Source organism: Streptomyces sp. NPDC051322 (genome assembly GCF_040689485.1).
Classification (GTDB): Bacteria; Actinomycetota; Actinomycetes; order Streptomycetales; family Streptomycetaceae; genus Streptomyces.
The window spans coordinates 120,784-137,550 of the sequence record NZ_JBFBAK010000009.1 but is presented as its reverse complement, the minus strand read 5'-3'; the positions used below and the strand labels follow the sequence as shown (position 1 = coordinate 137,550).

At 69.4% G+C, this 16,767-nt stretch carries 12 protein-coding genes and 2 pseudogenes; 8 read left to right on the top strand and 6 right to left on the bottom strand.

Translation table 11 applies throughout. The features are described 5' to 3' along the window. Positions 1 to 212 precede the first annotated feature (212 nt). Positions 213 to 3,752, top strand: a complete 3,540-nt coding sequence (gene mfd / locus AB0436_RS21770; protein WP_366469566.1) for a transcription-repair coupling factor — start codon at positions 213 to 215, stop codon at positions 3,750 to 3,752. Positions 3,753 to 3,810: 58 nt separating this feature from the next. Here the strand turns inward: mfd and AB0436_RS21765 are convergent, their stop codons facing one another. Together AB0436_RS21765 and AB0436_RS21760 are read right to left on the bottom strand one after the other, a co-directional pair. Next, positions 3,811 to 4,437, bottom strand: a complete 627-nt coding sequence (locus AB0436_RS21765) for a DedA family protein (RefSeq protein ID WP_366469565.1) — start codon at positions 4,435 to 4,437, stop codon at positions 3,811 to 3,813. 53 nt (positions 4,438 to 4,490) lie between these two features. Continuing rightward, positions 4,491 to 4,751, bottom strand: a pseudogene (locus tag AB0436_RS21760) (HNH endonuclease family protein); the annotation flags it as partial. Positions 4,752 to 4,942: 191 nt separating this feature from the next. Between AB0436_RS21760 and AB0436_RS21755 the strand changes: the two are divergent. Genes AB0436_RS21755 through AB0436_RS21740 form a run of 4 tightly spaced genes read left to right on the top strand, consistent with a single transcriptional unit; the run spans position 4,943 to position 10,816 of the window. Beyond that, entirely contained in the window at positions 4,943 to 6,322 is a 1,380-nt protein-coding gene (locus tag AB0436_RS21755; RefSeq protein WP_366469564.1) for a tyrosine-type recombinase/integrase, read from the top strand. After that, positions 6,319 to 8,127, top strand: a complete 1,809-nt coding sequence (locus AB0436_RS21750; protein ID WP_366469563.1) for a hypothetical protein — start codon at positions 6,319 to 6,321, stop codon at positions 8,125 to 8,127. Before AB0436_RS21755 ends, AB0436_RS21750 begins: the two co-directional genes overlap by 4 nt. Next, positions 8,124 to 10,283: a hypothetical protein gene (locus AB0436_RS21745; protein WP_366469562.1), complete on the top strand. Its 2,160-nt coding sequence runs from the start codon at positions 8,124 to 8,126 to the stop codon at positions 10,281 to 10,283. Before AB0436_RS21750 ends, AB0436_RS21745 begins: the two co-directional genes overlap by 4 nt. Before the next feature lie 2 nt (positions 10,284 to 10,285). Continuing rightward, positions 10,286 to 10,816 carry a hypothetical protein gene (locus AB0436_RS21740; RefSeq protein WP_366469561.1) on the top strand — a complete coding sequence of 177 codons (531 nt, stop codon included), beginning with the start codon at positions 10,286 to 10,288 and terminating at the stop codon, positions 10,814 to 10,816. Between the two features lie 75 nt (positions 10,817 to 10,891). On the opposite strand, the gene AB0436_RS21735 is transcribed toward AB0436_RS21740, so the two are convergent. The 3 genes and pseudogenes from AB0436_RS21735 to AB0436_RS21725 form a co-directional block, all read right to left on the bottom strand. Further along, a complete protein-coding gene (locus tag AB0436_RS21735) occupies positions 10,892 to 11,281 on the bottom strand; it encodes a hypothetical protein (protein ID WP_366469560.1) in 390 nt (129 codons plus the stop codon). Between the two features lie 104 nt (positions 11,282 to 11,385). Continuing rightward, complete coding sequence (locus tag AB0436_RS21730; RefSeq protein WP_366469752.1) at positions 11,386 to 12,123, bottom strand: HNH endonuclease family protein; 738 nt, start codon at positions 12,121 to 12,123, stop codon at positions 11,386 to 11,388. An 87-nt stretch (positions 12,124 to 12,210) separates the two neighbouring features. Then, positions 12,211 to 12,654 (bottom strand): annotated as a pseudogene (locus AB0436_RS21725) (HNH endonuclease family protein); the annotation flags it as partial. Between the two features lie 269 nt (positions 12,655 to 12,923). On the opposite strand from AB0436_RS21725, the gene AB0436_RS21720 reads away from it, so the two are divergent. Further along, positions 12,924 to 13,601, top strand: coding sequence for a hypothetical protein (locus AB0436_RS21720; RefSeq protein ID WP_366469559.1), 678 nt, complete (start codon positions 12,924 to 12,926; stop codon positions 13,599 to 13,601). Continuing rightward, complete coding sequence (locus tag AB0436_RS21715) at positions 13,598 to 15,130, top strand: serine/threonine-protein kinase (RefSeq protein ID WP_366469558.1); 1,533 nt, start codon at positions 13,598 to 13,600, stop codon at positions 15,128 to 15,130. The genes AB0436_RS21720 and AB0436_RS21715 overlap by 4 nt, the downstream gene beginning before the upstream one ends. A 57-nt stretch (positions 15,131 to 15,187) precedes the next feature. Here the strand turns inward: AB0436_RS21715 and AB0436_RS21710 are convergent, their stop codons facing one another. Further along, positions 15,188 to 15,337: a hypothetical protein gene (locus AB0436_RS21710; protein WP_366469557.1), complete on the bottom strand. Its 150-nt coding sequence runs from the start codon at positions 15,335 to 15,337 to the stop codon at positions 15,188 to 15,190. Between the two features lie 176 nt (positions 15,338 to 15,513). On the opposite strand from AB0436_RS21710, the gene AB0436_RS21705 reads away from it, so the two are divergent. Continuing rightward, positions 15,514 to 16,542: an LAETG motif-containing sortase-dependent surface protein gene (locus tag AB0436_RS21705; protein ID WP_366469556.1), complete on the top strand. Its 1,029-nt coding sequence runs from the start codon at positions 15,514 to 15,516 to the stop codon at positions 16,540 to 16,542. The last annotated feature ends 225 nt before the right edge of the window (positions 16,543 to 16,767 follow it).

The following is a 16,767-nucleotide window of genomic DNA, read 5'->3' as shown; positions in this document are numbered from 1 at the left end:
GAACGGGGACGGGGGTGCGGCCCCGGTGAGCGCCAGGTGCGCTTGCCGGGGCCGGATCATGTCCGGCCCGGCCGGGGCGGGGCGTCAGCGATGAGCGGCTCCGAGCGGCGGCCGGTGCTCGGCACGTCGTACGCTGGAGAGCCCCGGCCCGTGACACGTGTCGGGCCCTTCGCGTTGCCCCCCGCGTTGCCCCCGGACGGAAAGCGTTCTTCATGAGCCTGCACGGTCTGCTCGATGCCACTCTGTCGGACCCCGCGCTCGCCGAAGCGGTGAAGGCCGCCACCGACGGGCACCGTAGCCATGTCGACCTGGTCGGTCCGCCCGCCGCGCGGCCCTTCGCCATCGCGGCGCTGGCACGGGAGACCCGGCGGACCGTGCTCGCGGTGACCGCCACCGGGCGGGAGGCGGAGGACCTGGCGGCGGCGCTGCGCTCGCTGATGCCGGCGGGCCACGAGGACGCGGTGGTGGAGTATCCGTCCTGGGAGACGCTGCCGCACGAGCGGCTCTCCCCGCGCTCGGACACGGTGGGCCGGCGGATCGCGGTGCTGCGCAGGCTTGCGCACCCGCAGGCGGACGACCCGTCGGCGGGGCCGGTCAGCGTGGTCGTCGCACCGATCAGGTCGGTGCTGCAGCCGCAGGTCAAGGGGCTCGGCGACCTGGAACCGGTGTCACTGCGCTCGGGGCGGTCGGCGGACCTGAGTGAGGTGACCGAGGCGCTCGCGGCGGCCGCGTACGCCCGGGTCGAGCTGGTCGAGAAGCGGGGCGAGTTCGCCGTCCGCGGCGGCATCCTCGATGTGTTCCCGCCCACCGAGGAACATCCGCTGCGGCTGGAGTTCTGGGGTGACGAGGTCGAGGAGATCCGCTACTTCAAGGTCGCCGACCAGCGTTCCCTGGAGGTCGCCGAGCACGGTCTGTGGGCGCCGCCCTGCCGTGAGCTGCTGCTGACCGGTGAGGTGCGGGAGAAGGCCGCCGCCCTGGCGGTGGCCCATCCCGAGCTCGGCGAGCTGCTGAACAAGATCGCCGAGGGGATCGCGGTGGAGGGCATGGAGTCACTGGCTCCGGTACTCGTCGACGATATGGAACTGCTGCTCGACGTGCTGCCCGCGGGTGCGATGACCGTGGTGTGCGACCCGGAGCGGGTACGCAGCAGGGCGGCCGACCTGGTGGCCACCTCGCAGGAGTTCCTGGAGGCGTCCTGGGCGGCCACCGCCGGTGGCGGCGAGGCACCCATCGACGTGGGCGCCGCATCGCTGCGGGGGATGGCGGACGTCCGCGACCGGGCCAGTGAGCTCGGCATGATGTGGTGGTCGGTGAGCCCGTTCGCCGCCGACGAAGAACTCGACGGAGACACCCTCAAACTGGGCATGCACGCCCCCGAGTCCTACCGCGGCGACACCGCGCGCGCCCTCGCCGACACCAAGGGCTGGCTCGCCGACGGCTGGCGCACGGTGTACATCACGGAGGGCCACGGCCCGGCCGGCCGTACCGTCGAGGTGCTCGGCGGCGAGGGCATCGCCGCCCGCCTCGACCAGGACCTCGGCGAGCTCGTCCCGTCGGTCGTGCACGTGTCCTGCGGGTCGCTCGACTACGGGTTCATCGACCCGGCGATCAAACTGGCCGTGCTGTCCGAGACCGACCTCACCGGTCAGCGCACCGCGTCGAAGGACCTGGGCCGGATGCCGGTCCGCCGCCGGAAGACCATCGACCCGCTGACGCTGGAGACCGGCGACTTCATCGTTCACGAGCAGCACGGCGTGGGCCGCTACATCGAGATGGTGCAGCGCACGGTGCAGGGCGCGACCCGCGAGTACCTGCTCGTCGAATATGCCCCCGCCAAGCGCGGCCAGCCCGGTGACCGGCTCTACATCCCCACCGACCAGCTGGAGCAGGTCACCAAGTACGTCGGCGGTGAGGCGCCCACCCTGCACCGGCTCGGCGGCGCCGACTGGACGAAGACCAAGGCACGGGCCAAGAAGGCCGTCAAGGAGATCGCCGGGGACCTGATCAAGCTGTACTCGGCGCGGATGGCGGCGCCCGGCCACGCCTTCGCCACGGACACCCCGTGGCAGCGGGAGCTGGAGGACGCCTTCCCCTACGTGGAGACCCCCGACCAGCTGTCCACCATCGCCGAGGTCAAGGAGGACATGGAGAAGACGGTCCCGATGGACCGGCTGATCTGCGGCGACGTCGGCTACGGCAAGACCGAGATCGCGGTGCGCGCCGCGTTCAAGGCGGTCCAGGACGGCAAGCAGGTGGCGGTGCTGGTCCCCACCACGCTGCTGGTCCAGCAGCACTTCGGTACCTTCACCGAGCGGTACGCGCAGTTCCCGGTGGTCGTGCGGGCGCTGAGCCGTTTCCAGACCGACACCGAGGCGAAGGCCACCCTGGAAGGACTCCGGGACGGCTCGGTCGACCTGGTCATCGGCACCCACCGGCTGTTCTCCTCGGAGACCAGGTTCAAGGACCTCGGCCTGGTCATCGTCGACGAGGAGCAGCGTTTCGGTGTGGAGCACAAGGAGCAGCTGAAGAAGCTCCGCGCCAACGTCGACGTGCTGACGATGTCGGCGACGCCGATCCCCCGGACCCTGGAGATGGCGGTGACCGGCATCCGCGAGATGTCGACGATCACCACGCCCCCCGAGGAGCGCCACCCGGTGCTGACCTTCGTCGGCCCGTACGAGGAGAAGCAGATCGGGGCCGCCGTCCGGCGTGAACTGCTGCGCGAGGGCCAGGTCTTCTACATCCACAACCGGGTCGACTCGATCGACCGGGCGGCCGCCCGGCTGCGCGAGATCGTGCCGGAGGCGCGGATCCGGACGGCGCACGGGCAGATGGGGGAGAGCGCGCTGGAGCAGGTGGTGGTGGACTTCTGGGAGAAGCGGTTCGATGTGCTGGTCTCCACGACGATCGTCGAGTCCGGTATCGACATCTCCAACGCGAACACGCTGATCGTGGAGCGCGGCGACAACTTCGGCCTCTCCCAGCTCCATCAGCTGCGCGGCCGGGTGGGCCGCGGCCGTGACCGGGGGTACGCGTACTTCCTGTACCCGCCGGAGAAGCCGCTGACGGAGACCGCGCACGAGCGGCTCGCAACGATCGCCCAGCACACCGAGATGGGCGCCGGCATGTATGTGGCGATGAAGGACCTGGAGATCCGCGGCGCGGGCAACATGCTCGGGGGCGAGCAGTCCGGCCATATCGCGGGGGTCGGTTTCGACCTCTACATCCGGATGGTCGGCGAGGCGGTGGCGGACTACCGCACCGCGGTCGACGGCGGCGCGGAGGAGGAGCCGCCGCTGGAGGTCAAGATCGAGCTGCCGGTCGACGCGCACGTCCCGCACGAGTACGCCCCCGGCGAGCGGCTGCGCCTGCAGGCCTACCGGTCGATCGCCTCCGCCAACTCGGAGGCGGACATCAAGGCGGTACGCGAGGAGCTGACCGACCGCTACGGCAAGCTTCCCGAGCAGGTCGAGAACCTGCTCCTGGTGGCCGGCCTGCGGATGCTGGCGCGGGCCTGCGGGGTCGGCGAGATCGTCCTGCAGGGCTCCAACATCCGTTTCGCTCCGGTGGAGTTGCGGGAGTCGCAGGAGCTGCGCCTCAAGCGTCTCTACCCGCGTACGGTCATCAAGGCGTCGGCCCACCAGATCCTGGTGCCGCGCCCGACGGCCGGCCGGATCGGCGGCAAGCCGGTGGTGGGGCGCGAACTGCTGTCGTGGACAGGGGAGTTCCTGGCAAGCATCCTGGGCTCCTGACCTGCTGTCCGGGCCTGCTGTCCCGACCGGCGGTCCTGAGGGCCGGTCGGGTGTCCGGTCACTGCTCCCGGTTCCTGCGGCGCTTCAGCAGACGGCGGGCGACGAACACGGCCAGGGCCACGGCGACCGCGACGACGACCCAGATCGTGTAGCGGCTGATCTGCTCGTAGATGGTCCCGATGTGTGTGCCGGTCAGATAGCCGAGGCTCGCCCACAGCCCGACCCACAGCACCGCGCCCAGCGTGTTGAAGACGAGGAAGCGCCGCCAGGGCATGCCACTGGTTCCGGCGATGATGCCGTTGGCCTGGCGCAGTCCCTCGATGAACCGCGCGACGGTGACGATCTTGCCGCCATGCCGGGTGAAGAAGTCCTCGGCCTTCTGGAACCGGGCGGGGGTGAGGAAGACGTAGCGGCCCCAGCGGTGCACGAAGGCACGGCCGCCGGTACGGCCGATCAGGTAGCCGATGTTGTCGCCGAGGACGGCTGCCAGCACCGCGATCACGGCGACCAGGATGATGTTCAGCTGCCCGGCTCCGGCGTACACGGCGGCGGCGATCAGGATCGTCTCGCCGGGTACCGGGACGCCGAAGTCCTCGATGCAGATCACCACACCGACGGCCAGATAGCCGTAGTCGTCCAGCAGCGGAGCCAGGGCGGCCAGCGGGCCGGGCAGCGGCGGGGCCATGCGCTTCACCCTACGCGCGGGCCGCCGGTGTCGCCCGTACCGGCGCGATCACGTCAGCCGGTGGATGTGGCCGGCGCCTCGGTGGGGTTGCCGCCCGACGGCAGCTTCAGGTCCGGGCAGCCCTGCAGCACCCGCTCCATCGCGTCCTTCTCGGCCTGCGTCACCCACACCCCGTACTTCTTCTTGACCGCCGTCTGGCCCGCCACATAGGTGCAGCGGTAGGACTTGTTGGCGGGCAGCCAGGTCGCCGCGTCGCCGTCCCCCTTCTGGCGGTTCGCGGAGGAATCGGCGGCGACCAGATTGAGCGGGTCGTTTATGTCGGCACCCGTAACTGTCTCACCAGTCGCCCCGTTATCTGTGCGTACGACATGTCTCACAGGGGGAGGGCGACTTGCACGCGACGGACTCCGACGATGCTGGTACCGACGTGGAATCGACGGTTCTCCTCCATAGGACGGTGCTCAACCCTTCCCCGAAGGATGAACCTCCCTTCGACGCGAGCACCGTGCTCCGCCGAGCCGGGGCCGATGACCAAAGACCTTTCATCCTCGGCCCCGACGGCACTTACGACCTCCACCTCAACCGGTTCCTCCGCGATCTGGAGAACTGGGGCGTGCGATCGGAGAACAGCCGCATCGCCTACAGCACCGACGTCATGCTCTACTGCCGCTTCCTCCACGAGTCCCGGAGCGGCAAATCCATCTGGAACTCGGACGGCGCCGACCTGCGCGCCTACAAAGCCGTACGGCTGCACGGTGGCGGTCAGGGCAAGGTGTCGGTGGCGACCTGGAACCGGGCAATCGCGGCGCTCGACAAGTGGGTGCAGTGGTCGCTGTACGAGGAACTGCTACCTGCCGAGCCGTTCCGGTACGTCGACAAGACCGTGGTATCGCCGCAGGGACCGAAGCGGGTTCGGGTCAACGCCGCCGCCGAGCCCGAGGTGCCCCGGCAGCCGATCAGGTTCCTGTCGCACGAAGACTTCATGCTCTGGCGGGACATCGGCCTGCGGGGGCTGCTGCCGGACGGCTCCCCCGATCCCGCCTGGCGGGGACGGAACGGCGAACGCAACGCCCTCTTCGCAGACTTGCTGATCTGTACCGGCATGCGCCTGGGTGAAGCCACGAGCCTGCTGACGGCGGAACTGCCGCCGGTCACCGGAAGACGTGTGCTCGGCGACATCACTGTCTCGGCCGCCGTGGCTAAGCGCAATAGGGCACGGACGGTGTATGTCCGCCCCCGGGTCGCCCGCGACCTGCACCACTACGTCGGTATCGAGCGGGACGAGCTCGTGCAACGGCGGCGCGTCGAGGGGGTGTACGAGGCGTGCGCGGATCGGCTTCCGGTGCGCCGGGCGAACCGGCACGCCCTGGCGCTCGAGTCCGGCACCAGCTGGTCGTATTCGCGGATCGGCACGATGGACCGGGCACGGCTCCTGCAGCTCGACGGTAATGGCCGTGCCAGCGGACCCCTGTGGCTGTGGCTGGGGGAGAACGGGCTGCCGCTCCGCGCCAGCACCTGGCAGTCGGTGTTCCGGCGGGCGAACGAGCGGTGCTCAGCCCTCGGCCTTGACTTCGATGTCCACCCGCACACCCTGCGGCACTCCTTCGCCGTCCACATGCTCGGCCTCCTGCTGCGGCAGACGGTCCGGGCGCTGGGCATGCAGGAGGACCGACGGTTCACGCACGCCGAGGTGAAACGCCTGCTCATCGGCAACCCTCTGCGCAGGCTCCAGCTGCTGTTGGGCCACCGTCACGAGGCGACGGTCTACACCTACCTGGACGTGCTGGACGAGGCCCAGGAGATCGTTCTTGCGGCTCTCGACGACTGGGACGAACAGGCCGCAGCCTTCGAGCAGGTACGCACGGAGACGGAGGAGTACCAGTGAGCCCGCGCCGCGTCCGCTTCCCCGCCGCGGTCAACGCCCCTGCCCCGGCGGATCCCGTACCGTCGATCGGCCCCGTGGTCTTCGCCGTGGATCTGGACGGAACTCCCGAGCACATCGATCTGTCGGAGCTTCCATGTCCGCGTCTCACCCGCGCCCTGGCCGGTGCCCTCGCCGACGTCATCAGCAGCCCCGGCACCATGCGTGACCGCAACGGCGTCCGCTACGTCGTCAGGCGCATCCGTGAGTTCGTCGAGTTCACCGCCGCGGCATTGCCTGCGGCCGCCGCTGATCTGCACCTCGGTGACCTGGCCCCCGACCTCCTGGACGCGTTCGAGCAGAAGCTGATCATCCAGTACGGGGAGCGGAGCAAGGAGCCGTACCTCACCATGACGTACCTCGTGCGGCTGCTGAAGCTGGTGCACGAGGCGCACCCCGACGCCTTCGACGCCACCTTTCATGCACGGCTGGGATTCACATCGGCCTCAGCCCACCGGGCGACGAAACCGCTCGACGCGTATCCGTTCCCGGTGCTGGACGCGCTGGAGAGTGCCGCCCGGGACGACATCGCCCGCATCCGCGACCGGATCCTGGAGGGCGAGAAGCTGGCAGCCACCGGCCGTGACCCACGTCAGCACGGCTGGGACCGAGTGGAGAACGTCCTCTGGTACATCGCCCACCACGGGCCGTTGACCGCCGACGACATCTCGTACAAGATCCTGCGACCCTTGGGCGGCAGACCGGAGATCAACGGCCGTCTCCACCTCACTGCGCGGGACCTGGTGCCCTTCCTCCTCCTGCTGGCCTGCCAGACGGGTATGGAACCCGAGAGCCTCCGGCAGTTGCGCTCAGACTGTCTGGTCAGCCCGGCACGCGGCTTCGTCAGCGTCGCCTACGTCAAGAAGCGTGCCCCGGGCTCCACGCACAAGACGATCAGGGTCTCCGACGGTGGCTCGCTGCACTTTCCCGGCGGCGTGATCCGGCTGGCCTTGCGTCTCACGAAGAGGACACGTGACCTGGTCGGCACCGACGCGCTCTGGTGCGACGTCAGCAGCCACGGACAAGCACGCGCACCCTTTGGCGGGCTGACCCCATGGTCGGGCGCGACGCGGGAGTGGATGTCCAGGCGGGGGCTCGACCGCCTCACCGACAGCAACGGCGAACCCGTCGCCCTTGACCTGCGCCGAGTACGCAAGACCGTCAAGTCCCGGCAGTACCTGAGGGCCGGCGGGGTGCTGGAGGACTTCGCATCCGGTCACACCCGGCCGGTCGCGGCGAAGCACTACGCCGATATCGATGCCCACAAGGAGACGCACGAGCAGGCGGTGGAGGCAGGTCTTGAACAGGCGCTCGGCGCGGCTCTGGCCCCGCCGGTGGTGCTCTCGGACGTCGGCGGTCGACTCGACGACGGTGAGGCCGCGCTGAGCGCGCAGGAGATCGAGTCGGCACTCTCCGGTGAGCAGGACGTGTGGCTTGCCTCCTGCCGCGACTTCTTTGCCTCCCCGTTCGCCCGCAAGCCGGGAGCCGCCTGCCCGGTACCGGCCTGGGGCTGTCTGGAGTGCCCGAACGCGGTGTTCACCGGCCGTCACCTGCCGAGTCTACTGTCCTTCCTGGACTTCCTGGAGCGGCAGCGCGAGGAGTACCCCACCGCCGAGTGGGATGCACGGTTCGGTCTCGCATGGGATCGCATCGTCCATGGTGTCCGTGCCCGCTTCAGTACGCGACAGCTCGCCACGGCCCAGGCCATCGCCGAGGCCGATGGTGATCGCCTGCTCCTGCCTTCGTCCTTTCTGGAGGTCATCTCGTGACTGCCGTACCCCACCCCAGGTCGGGGCAGCAGGACCTGACACCGTCCGAGGGCTCCGCGGAGTTCGTGCTCCCCAAGCGCCTCACGGTCGGGCTGCCGGGCCGTGGCCCGCGCCTGGCCGAGGACATCTGGGACCTACGGTGCGTGCTCCCCCGCACTTGGCGGACGTGGCGGCTCGACTTCACGCAGATCGTCGACCCTGTGACGCGACGCGCGGCGAAGGAGTACATCGCCTCCCGCCTGAACAGGGGTTCGCTGGGCCTGGGGCCGCTCAAGGCGACGACGGCAGCCACCGAGCTGCGCACGTTCATCGTCGTCATGGAGGATCTGCAGGCCGTGGGCGCCGCACGAATGCCCGACGTGGAACACACCCACCTGGACGCCGCGCTGAAGAGGTGGCAGAGCAGCCCGCACACCGCGGTTCGAAACGTGACCTTCCTGAAGCACTTGTCGGCCCACGGACCGTTCCTGTCCGAGGCCAGGCTGGGCGTCCTGCCGTGGAACGGCCGGAGCGCCTACGGTGTCGTCGGACTCCAGCGCGTAAAGGGCGAGAACACCACGCCCCGCATCCCTGAGGAGGTCCTCGCTCCCCTGCTGCGAGCGGCAATCTTCTACGTGGAGACGGCGAGCGGGGACATCCTCGCCGCCCAGAAAGAGATCGACGCGCTCGAAACAGCACGCGACAGCCGCTGTCTGGCCCAGGGCCGGGCGCGGGAACGTGTGCTGTCCTTCATCGCCGAACGGCGCGAGGCCGGGCGGGGCATCCCCGCAGTACCGCTCGGGACGGCCCACACCGTGCCCGGCGCCGTCGTCGTCGACGGCGTGCCACAGGTGCCCAACCACAGCCTCGTCTCCCTCCTCGCCGGTGTCGCCAAGACGTCACAAGTGCTTGCGCTCGTGGTCGAGGCCGGGAAGGAGATCGGCTACGAGGAGGGCGGGCTCGACACACCGATGTCGCCATGGTCCGGCTCGGCCGGCCCCTGGCGGCCGAGGCTCAGCCCCTTCACCCTGGCCAACGAGCTGTCCCTCTTGCGAACGGCCTGCTGGATCGTCATCGCCTACTTGTCGGGGATGCGGGACGTGGAGGTGCGTGAGCTGGGCCGGGACTGCGCCATCACCGAGCGCGGAGCCGACGGACGGACCCGGTACAAACTCCGGGGTCGGGTCTACAAGGGCAAGGGGCGCGACCTGAGCGGGGAGGAAGCCGAATGGGTCGTGCTGGATGTCGTCCACCGGGCCGTCGCCGTACTCCGCGAGATCAACGACGACCCCGGCCACCTCTTCGGCTACGACGGCGGTGGGCGCAACGGGTACGTGCTGCTCAGCAACATGCCACGCCGCATCCGGGCTTTCCGGGACCATCTCAACGAGCTGTTCAGCACACCGGAGGGGCTCTACGTACCCACGATCACAGCAACCCCACCGCCCGATACCGGCCCGATCACCGACGCCGCGGTTCCGAACGACACAGCGGAAGAGGCAGCAGTAGCAGAGTCCACAGCTCTTCCATGGGCCTTCGACACCCGGCAGTTCCGCCGGACCCTCGCCTGGCACATCGCCCACCAGCCCTTCGGCGTGGTTGCGGGCGCCCGCCAGTACAAGCACGCCGCGATCACCATGTTCGAGGGCTACGCGGGAACGTCCGCCTCCGGTTTCGCCGACGAGGTCGCGGCCGAGGAGGCCGTGGCCAAGCTCGATTACGTCGAGGACCTCTACCACGATTGGAACGACGGCGGCCCCTCAGCGGGCGGTGCCGCCCGGCGCATCGAGGTCGAGTTCGACCGCATCCGCAGCGAACTCGGCGACCTGCCGGGCGTGGTGGCCAGCCCCTCCCGGCTGAGAACGCTGCTGCACCACCTGACGAAGACCCTGCATCCCGGCGTGCTGAACGACTGCTTCTACCAGGCGGAGACGGCCGTGTGCCGCAAGCGGGCCAAGCCACTGGGACGCCCCGTCCCCATGCTCGACATGTGCATGAACTGCCCTAACTCCCGCCGCTCCGCCGTCCACCTGCCCTGCCTGGAACGAGCACACGACATGGCCCGGGCCGAATTCGGCGAGGCCGCCGACCTCCCGCGACTCCAGCAGCTCGCCATCGCCGAACACCTGTCCACGCTCACCCGCCTGATTGCCGAGATCGACCACGAGGACTCCTGACGATGACCGGCTCCATGGACGAGACCCTTCAAGCCGTCCGCACCGCCTTCGCCCGCCTGGCCCGGGAGAACTCCGGCCTGACCGACATCGACCAGCGGATCACGCGCGCCTTCGAGCAGCTCATGCTCGGCCGCCCCGAGATCACCGACGGGCGCACCTCAGCAGTGAACATCGCCGCCGAGGCAGGCGTCTCCCGAGCCTCGTACTACCGCTCTCCCGTCGCGGCAGTCATCAAGGGGATTCTCAGCTCGCCTGAGGCCAGGCGTCCTGAGTCCGACGAGCTAAGGCAGGAAGTCGCGCGCCTGAAACAGTCCGAGCGGGAACTCCGCCGGGAGAAGGGCGCCGAGATCCGGGAGTTGCGTGCCACCGTCGCGGCGTACGCGAACCAGATCCAGATCCTCGCCCTGAGGAACGCCGAGTTGGAATCGGACGCCCGTCGCCTTCACGCTCAGCTTGCCGGGAAGCAGGGAGGGGTGGTCAAGCAGCTCAAAGGTGCCAGGACGGCCACGGGCTCATCACCAGTGCAGCCCTGACTCACTCACGCCGTCCTGTCGCGCTCTCCGGCTGCTGAAGGTAGCGCTGCCACGCATCCAGCCCGGGGTGGGCGGTCAGGCGTCGGGGTCGACTTCGGGGTGCGTGAACCGTACGGGCTTGCCCAGCGACCGGGCGTAGGCGATTTCGGCTCGGGTGCTGTCTCCGATGTAGTCGCCGACTACGAGCACCTCATCAGCGAGCCGGATCTTCGCCCGGTGCAGGTCGTCGAGTCGAACCTTCAGCGCCTCGGCCTCGACAGGATCGGACCAAAGTTCGTGCGGCGACTTCATGTCACAGCCCGGCTTGACGACAATCTTTCCGGCTTTGGTCTCCCGCAGATCGGCCTCGGTCATCTCGGTCATGAAGCGGGTGGAACCGCAGATCACCACGATACGCGGGAGGCTCAGCTGCTTCTTCGCGTCGGCGAGTTTCTCCTCAGCGGTGAGCGGTTGCGGGTACGACACTGGTTTCTCCTGGTGGTGCGGTCCAAAGGATGCCTGCAGAGACGAGAACGAGGGTGCCCAAGCCTGACAGCAGCGGCCTGCAGAGCTGCCGAACCTCTGGAACCTCAAGCGCTGCACTGCTGCAGCATCATGGTCTTGTCCGCCGACGTCACGGGCAGTTCGTACTTGGCTGCCACTTGCGCGAACCGTACCGCGTACGAGCAGCGGATCGCCTTGTTCGGCGGCAGCCAGGATGCCGGACCGGAGTCCCGCTTGGAGGAGTTCGTGGAGCCCGAGACCGGCAAGAGGTTCAGCACGTCGTTGGCCAACTGCCGCCGCTTCTCCTTGCTCCAGCGCGCGGCGCCCATCTGCCAGGCGTACGACAACGGCACCACGTGGTCTATCTGCACCTCGGTGGCCTTGGCCTTCTTCCAGGCGATGTCCTTGCCGGTGTACGGGTCGTACAGGTCCATCGACACGACAATGCAGTCGGAACCCGTACGGAACTCGACGTTCCGACCGTGGAGTTTCAGCAGATCGTTTCGTGTGTCACAGCCGTTTCGCGCCAGCGGCACCCCGTCCGCTGTGTCCATCCACGCGTAGCCGAACTCGTCCCGGTCGTATCCCGTCTTCGGCCCTCTCCCCTTGGTCGTCACCTTGGAGATCAGCGCCCGTGCTGTCGCCTCGTCCTTCTCTGCCGAGATCGGGGCCAGTCCCGGCTTGGTTCCGTCAGGATCGGCCAGGGGGCTCGTCCCGTACCTGGCGGACGTGCCGCCACCTGATGAAGCGCTCTCGCCGGAGAGTTCACCTCCTGTACAGCCCGCCAGGACCGTCCCGACAACCAGTACAGCGCCGGCATGCATCACGCCGCTCGTGAGACACCGCTTGGTCACACGACCACTCCTCCCCTGAGACACATCACCGTGAGACATCTATGCCGCCAACATAAGGTCGTTGGCGAAAGCACGCCGCTTTCCGTCGTCCCACTGCTGCGCGCCCTTCTGCCAGGCGTCGGACAGGGCGACGAGGTGGTCTATGTCGACCTTGCTGTGCCCCCGTACGTAACGGACGCGGGTGCCGGTGTAGGGGTCCGGGTCGAGCGTTCCGCTCAGTACCTTGCAGCCGTCCGACGCCCGGGTGGCCGACCGGAGTTGACGGGCCAGGATGTCGTCCCTGGTGCCGCAGCCGTTGTGATCGGTATCGGCCCAGGCGGAGCCGAACTTGTCCCGTTCGTAGCCGGTCTTGGGCGCCCGCCCCTTCACGGGGAGACCTTCGACGGCCCGCAGCGCGGTCCCCGTCAGCGCGGCTCCCGTGGTCGCGGAGGCGGGCCCCCCGGGGTGCGAGTCCGCAGGCCCGGTACCGGCCTTGCAGCCGGCCAGCGCGAGTGCGCCCATCAGCAGGACAGCGACCGGTATGAGTGGGTGGGTGCGGCGGGTGGCACGAGGAGGTATCACGGCGGTCCAGGGGTGAGATGTCGGGAGCCGGCGCTCATGTCGTGGCTGCGCCCATGAGCTCACCAGTATGCAGTGACCCGGCGGGCTCCCGGGCCCGGCGGTGTGAGTTGATGTGATCAGTCGGACAACGGTTCCGTACAACCGATGACCGGTTGTCGGTGTCGGTGTATACGCTCGAATCCACGTCCCACCAGGTCCCAGGAGCAGCCATGTTCGGCCCCAGCCCCGCGCCGCCCTCGCCGCCTTCGTCGAGCGCGGGCAGCAGGATCGCTCTGCGCGTGGTCTTCGCCGTCGCTGCCTTTCTGACCTGTGGCTTGCTCTCCTGTCTCCCGCTGTTCCGGATCGCGATGATGCGGGGGCGCTGGTACGACTGGACGGCGGCCTGGCTGAGTCTGCCGGTGTCCATCAGCGCTTTCGCGGTGGTCGGTTCGCTGCCCGAATCGAACCACGGGACCGATGTGGCCCTGGCCTGTGTCCTGCTGCTCGGGGCAGGCAGCGCCGTCCACTTCGTCATCTTCGACATACGGGACCTGGAGCGGCAGCGTTCGGCGGCCCCGTCGTACTTCGCGTCGCGGCCGGGGTACAGCGCGCCGACGCAGCCGCAGGTCAATTACGGCTACCCGCCGCAGGCCCCGACCCCGGTCCCCGGCGCGCAGGCGCACCCGCAGAGGCAGCGGCCGCAGGCGCCACAGCCCCCGTTTCCGCACCAGGCTCCGTACGCCCAGCCGCAACCGCAACCGCAACCGCAACAACCGCAGCCGCAACCGCAGCCGTCCCTTCCGGCGGACCGGCCGGCGCATCGCATCGATCAGGTCCGTGCCGAGCTCGACGAGCTCAGTGACCTGCTGCGCAAGGACACCGACGGACGCCGGGGGGAGAGCCGTTGACCGGTGGACGCGTCGTCGCCGAGCGCTATGAGCTCGCTGCGATTCTCGGCCAGGGCGGCATGGGCCAGGTCTGGACGGCGTACGACAAGCGACTGGACCGCCGGGTCGCGGTGAAGCTGCTGCGGCCCGACCGGGTCGCGGGCTCGGCCGACGCCGAAGAGTTGCGCCGCCGCTTCGTGCGGGAGTGCCGGGTCACCGCGCAGGTCGACCACCCCGGCCTGGTCACCGTGCACGACGCGGGCAGCGACCACGAGGACCTCTACCTCGTCATGCAGCACGTCGAGGGCGCCGACCTCGCCGACCACCTGGCCGAGCACACCCCGTACCCCTGGCCGTGGGCGGTGTCCGTCGCCGCCCAGCTGTGCGCGGTGCTGTCCGCCGTGCATGCGGTGCCGATCGTGCACCGTGACCTCAAGCCGCGCAACGTGATGGTGCGTCCGGACGGTACGGTCACCGTGCTCGACCTGGGGGTCGCCTCGGTACTCGACACCGAGACCGACACCACCCGCCTCACCCACACCGGTACGCCCATCGGTTCCCCGGCATACATGGCACCCGAGCAGGCGATGGGCGGCGCGGTCGGCCCGTACACCGACCTCTACGCCCTCGGCGTGGTGCTGCACGAACTGCTCAGCGGGGACGTGCCGTTCGCCGGATCGACCGCGCTCGGTGTGCTGCACCGCCACTTGTACGAGCCGCCGCTGCCGGTCCGCCGGGCCCGGCCCGAGGTCCCCCCGCAGCTGGAGAACCTCGTACTGCGCCTGCTGGCCAAGGACCCGCAGCACCGGCCGGCGAGCGCCCAGGAGGTGTACGAACACCTCATACCGCTGCTGCCCGCCCGGGGATCCGGACAGCCGTCCGGCCCGCTCGACCCGACCCGCCCGTTTCTGCGCCCACAGGCACCGTGGCCCGACCGCGTCACCACCCCGCCCGCCGCGCTACCGGCCCCGGTGGCGGCCAAACCGGATGTGGCGGCCGCAGTCGACGAGGTCAAGAAGCTGCTCGGGGAGGGCCGGATCACCCAGGCCGTCGACATCCTCGGCGGCATCCTGCCGGCGGCGGCCGAGCAGCACGGCGAGCGGTCACCCGTGGTCCGCATCCTGCGCAAGCAGTACGCGGCCACCCTGATGGACGACGGCCAGTACCGCCGGGCCCTGCCCGAACTGCGCAAACTGACCGACATCCGCACATCGGAGTCGGGCACCGCGGACGAACAGGCGCTGCAGTTCCGCTTCGACGCCGCGCAGTGCCTCGAGCAGCTGGGCGAAGCGGCCGCCGCCCTGTCGGAGTACCGCGCGATGCTGCCGTACTACAAGAACCAGTACGCGACCGGCAACGACCCGGCCCGCTCCTTCGAGATCCGCCACCGCATCGGACACCTGCTGCTCGCCCTGGGCGACCACGCGGAGGCGCACCGCCAGCTCGAGGAACTGCTCTACGACACGGAACGCCTGTACGGCCCGCACCACCCGCTCCCGGTGGAACTGCGCCGGGCGCTGCTGCGGAACCGCGAGATGCGGCGGGGTTGAGGCGCGGGTCGGCGTACCCGCAGGGCCTCGCACACACACGGGGCCCTGGGGGTCGGCTCAGGCCTTGCCGTTGAGCGCGGAGACTATCCGAGCGGTCAGCTTCGTCCCTTCGGCTGCGCCGTTGTCGGTGCCGTTGCTGGAGAGCACGGTGACCACGGCGGTGCCGACGCGCGCCGCTGTCAAGGTGGTGCCGACGCGACCGCCCATGGCGGTTGTGGTGCACGCCACATGAGTCCGGCGTCACGTTGTGGCAACCTTTCACAGCTTTCACAGGTCACACATGCGCAACCAACAGCCCCGCCCGTGTGCCGCCACATCCACGAGGGGCCCTTCATCGTCGGCACGGCGCATCGTCTGGTGCGCCGCATCATTACGAGGTCTGCATGAAGCTTCGCCATGCCATAGCTGTCGCTGCCGCGACGGCTGCCATCGCACCGGCCGCTCTCCTGGCGGCTCCGGCCGCATTCGCCGCCGACGACCCTGCTCTTGCGCAGTCGGCCCCGGCCGAGAGCGGGAGTGGCTCCCCGAGCGCTTCCGAGTCGGTGGACACCACGGCTCCGGAGACGGCCTCCGAGGACACGCCGTCCAAGGACACGCCGTCCAAGGACACGCCGTCCGAGGACGGGAAGCCGAGTACGTCGGCGTCGACTCCTTCCGGGAAGGACACGTCGTCCGGGAGCCCGTCAGGCACCCCGTCCGGCACCCCGTCGGACGCTGCGAGCACGCCGCCCGGCGGCGGCGAGCCGCCCAAGGCGTGTGAGAAGGCGCAGCTCGACCTCACCATCAAGGGTCTGCCGGGCAAGATCTCCGCAGGCAGCGGATGGCACAAGTTCACGCTGAACGTGTACAACTCCTCGGACGCGGTCGCGAAGGGCGTCGCCTTCTTCGCCGGAGCGTCCTCCGACAAGAACGGCGACAAGCTCTTCGCGTCCAAGAAGGTCGCGCTGCAGGCCCTCAACCCGCAGACCAACGTCTGGGAGGACCTCAGCGAGGACGGCCAGGCGGTCGGCTACGTCGGAGAGACGGACCAGCTGAAGCCGGACTACGAGGTCAACATCCCGCTGCGGATCAACGTCACGTCGTCCGCCCCCGCCGGAGCCGGCTTCACGCTCGGCGCGGGCGTCTATCTCGGCGCCGACGACTGCGTGGGCACCGACGACGTGGCGTACAAGTTCCGGATCGTCGCGGCCGGTACCGACACCAGTGGCACCAAGCCGCAGGAAGGCGGCGAGGCTCCGGTCCCGACCAAGAAGCCCGACACCTCCACCACCGTGCCGGTCGAGGGCAGTCTCGCCGAGACCGGTTCGTCGTCCATGGTGCCGACCATCGGGATCGCGGGCGGCGTCGCCGTGGTGCTCGGTGCCGGTGCGCTGTTCGTGGTGCGCCGCCGCAAGACCGGGCCCGTCGCCTGACCGGTGACCGGGTAGCCGTATGAGCAAGGGGGCCGCACTCGCGAGGAGTGCGGCCCCTCCCCCGTCTGGCAACCACCCGTGTGCGGACGGTTGTTCGGCAATGGATTCACCAAACTTCCGCAATGTATTCGCGCATCACCCTCACCAGGGGTTCCACCAGGGGTCCGGCGTGAGACTGTGATCTGCCGCTGAGCCCGCTGTCGATGCGCGCGGCTCGGCTCCCCT

What these genes read in the sequence shown, in the direction of transcription:
- mfd (WP_366469566.1), top strand. Translation starts at nt 213, where the DNA reads ATGAGCCTGCACGGTCTGCTCGATGCCACTCTGTCGGACCCCGCGCTC.
- AB0436_RS21765 (WP_366469565.1), bottom strand. Translation starts at nt 4,437, where the DNA reads ATGGCCCCGCCGCTGCCCGGCCCGCTGGCCGCCCTGGCTCCGCTGCTG.
- AB0436_RS21740 (WP_366469561.1), top strand. Translation starts at nt 10,286, where the DNA reads ATGACCGGCTCCATGGACGAGACCCTTCAAGCCGTCCGCACCGCCTTC.
- AB0436_RS21730 (WP_366469752.1), bottom strand. Translation starts at nt 12,123, where the DNA reads ATGCATGCCGGCGCTGTACTGGTTGTCGGGACGGTCCTGGCGGGCTGT.
- AB0436_RS21720 (WP_366469559.1), top strand. Translation starts at nt 12,924, where the DNA reads ATGTTCGGCCCCAGCCCCGCGCCGCCCTCGCCGCCTTCGTCGAGCGCG.
- AB0436_RS21710 (WP_366469557.1), bottom strand. Translation starts at nt 15,337, where the DNA reads ATGGGCGGTCGCGTCGGCACCACCTTGACAGCGGCGCGCGTCGGCACC.
- AB0436_RS21705 (WP_366469556.1), top strand. Translation starts at nt 15,514, where the DNA reads ATGAAGCTTCGCCATGCCATAGCTGTCGCTGCCGCGACGGCTGCCATC.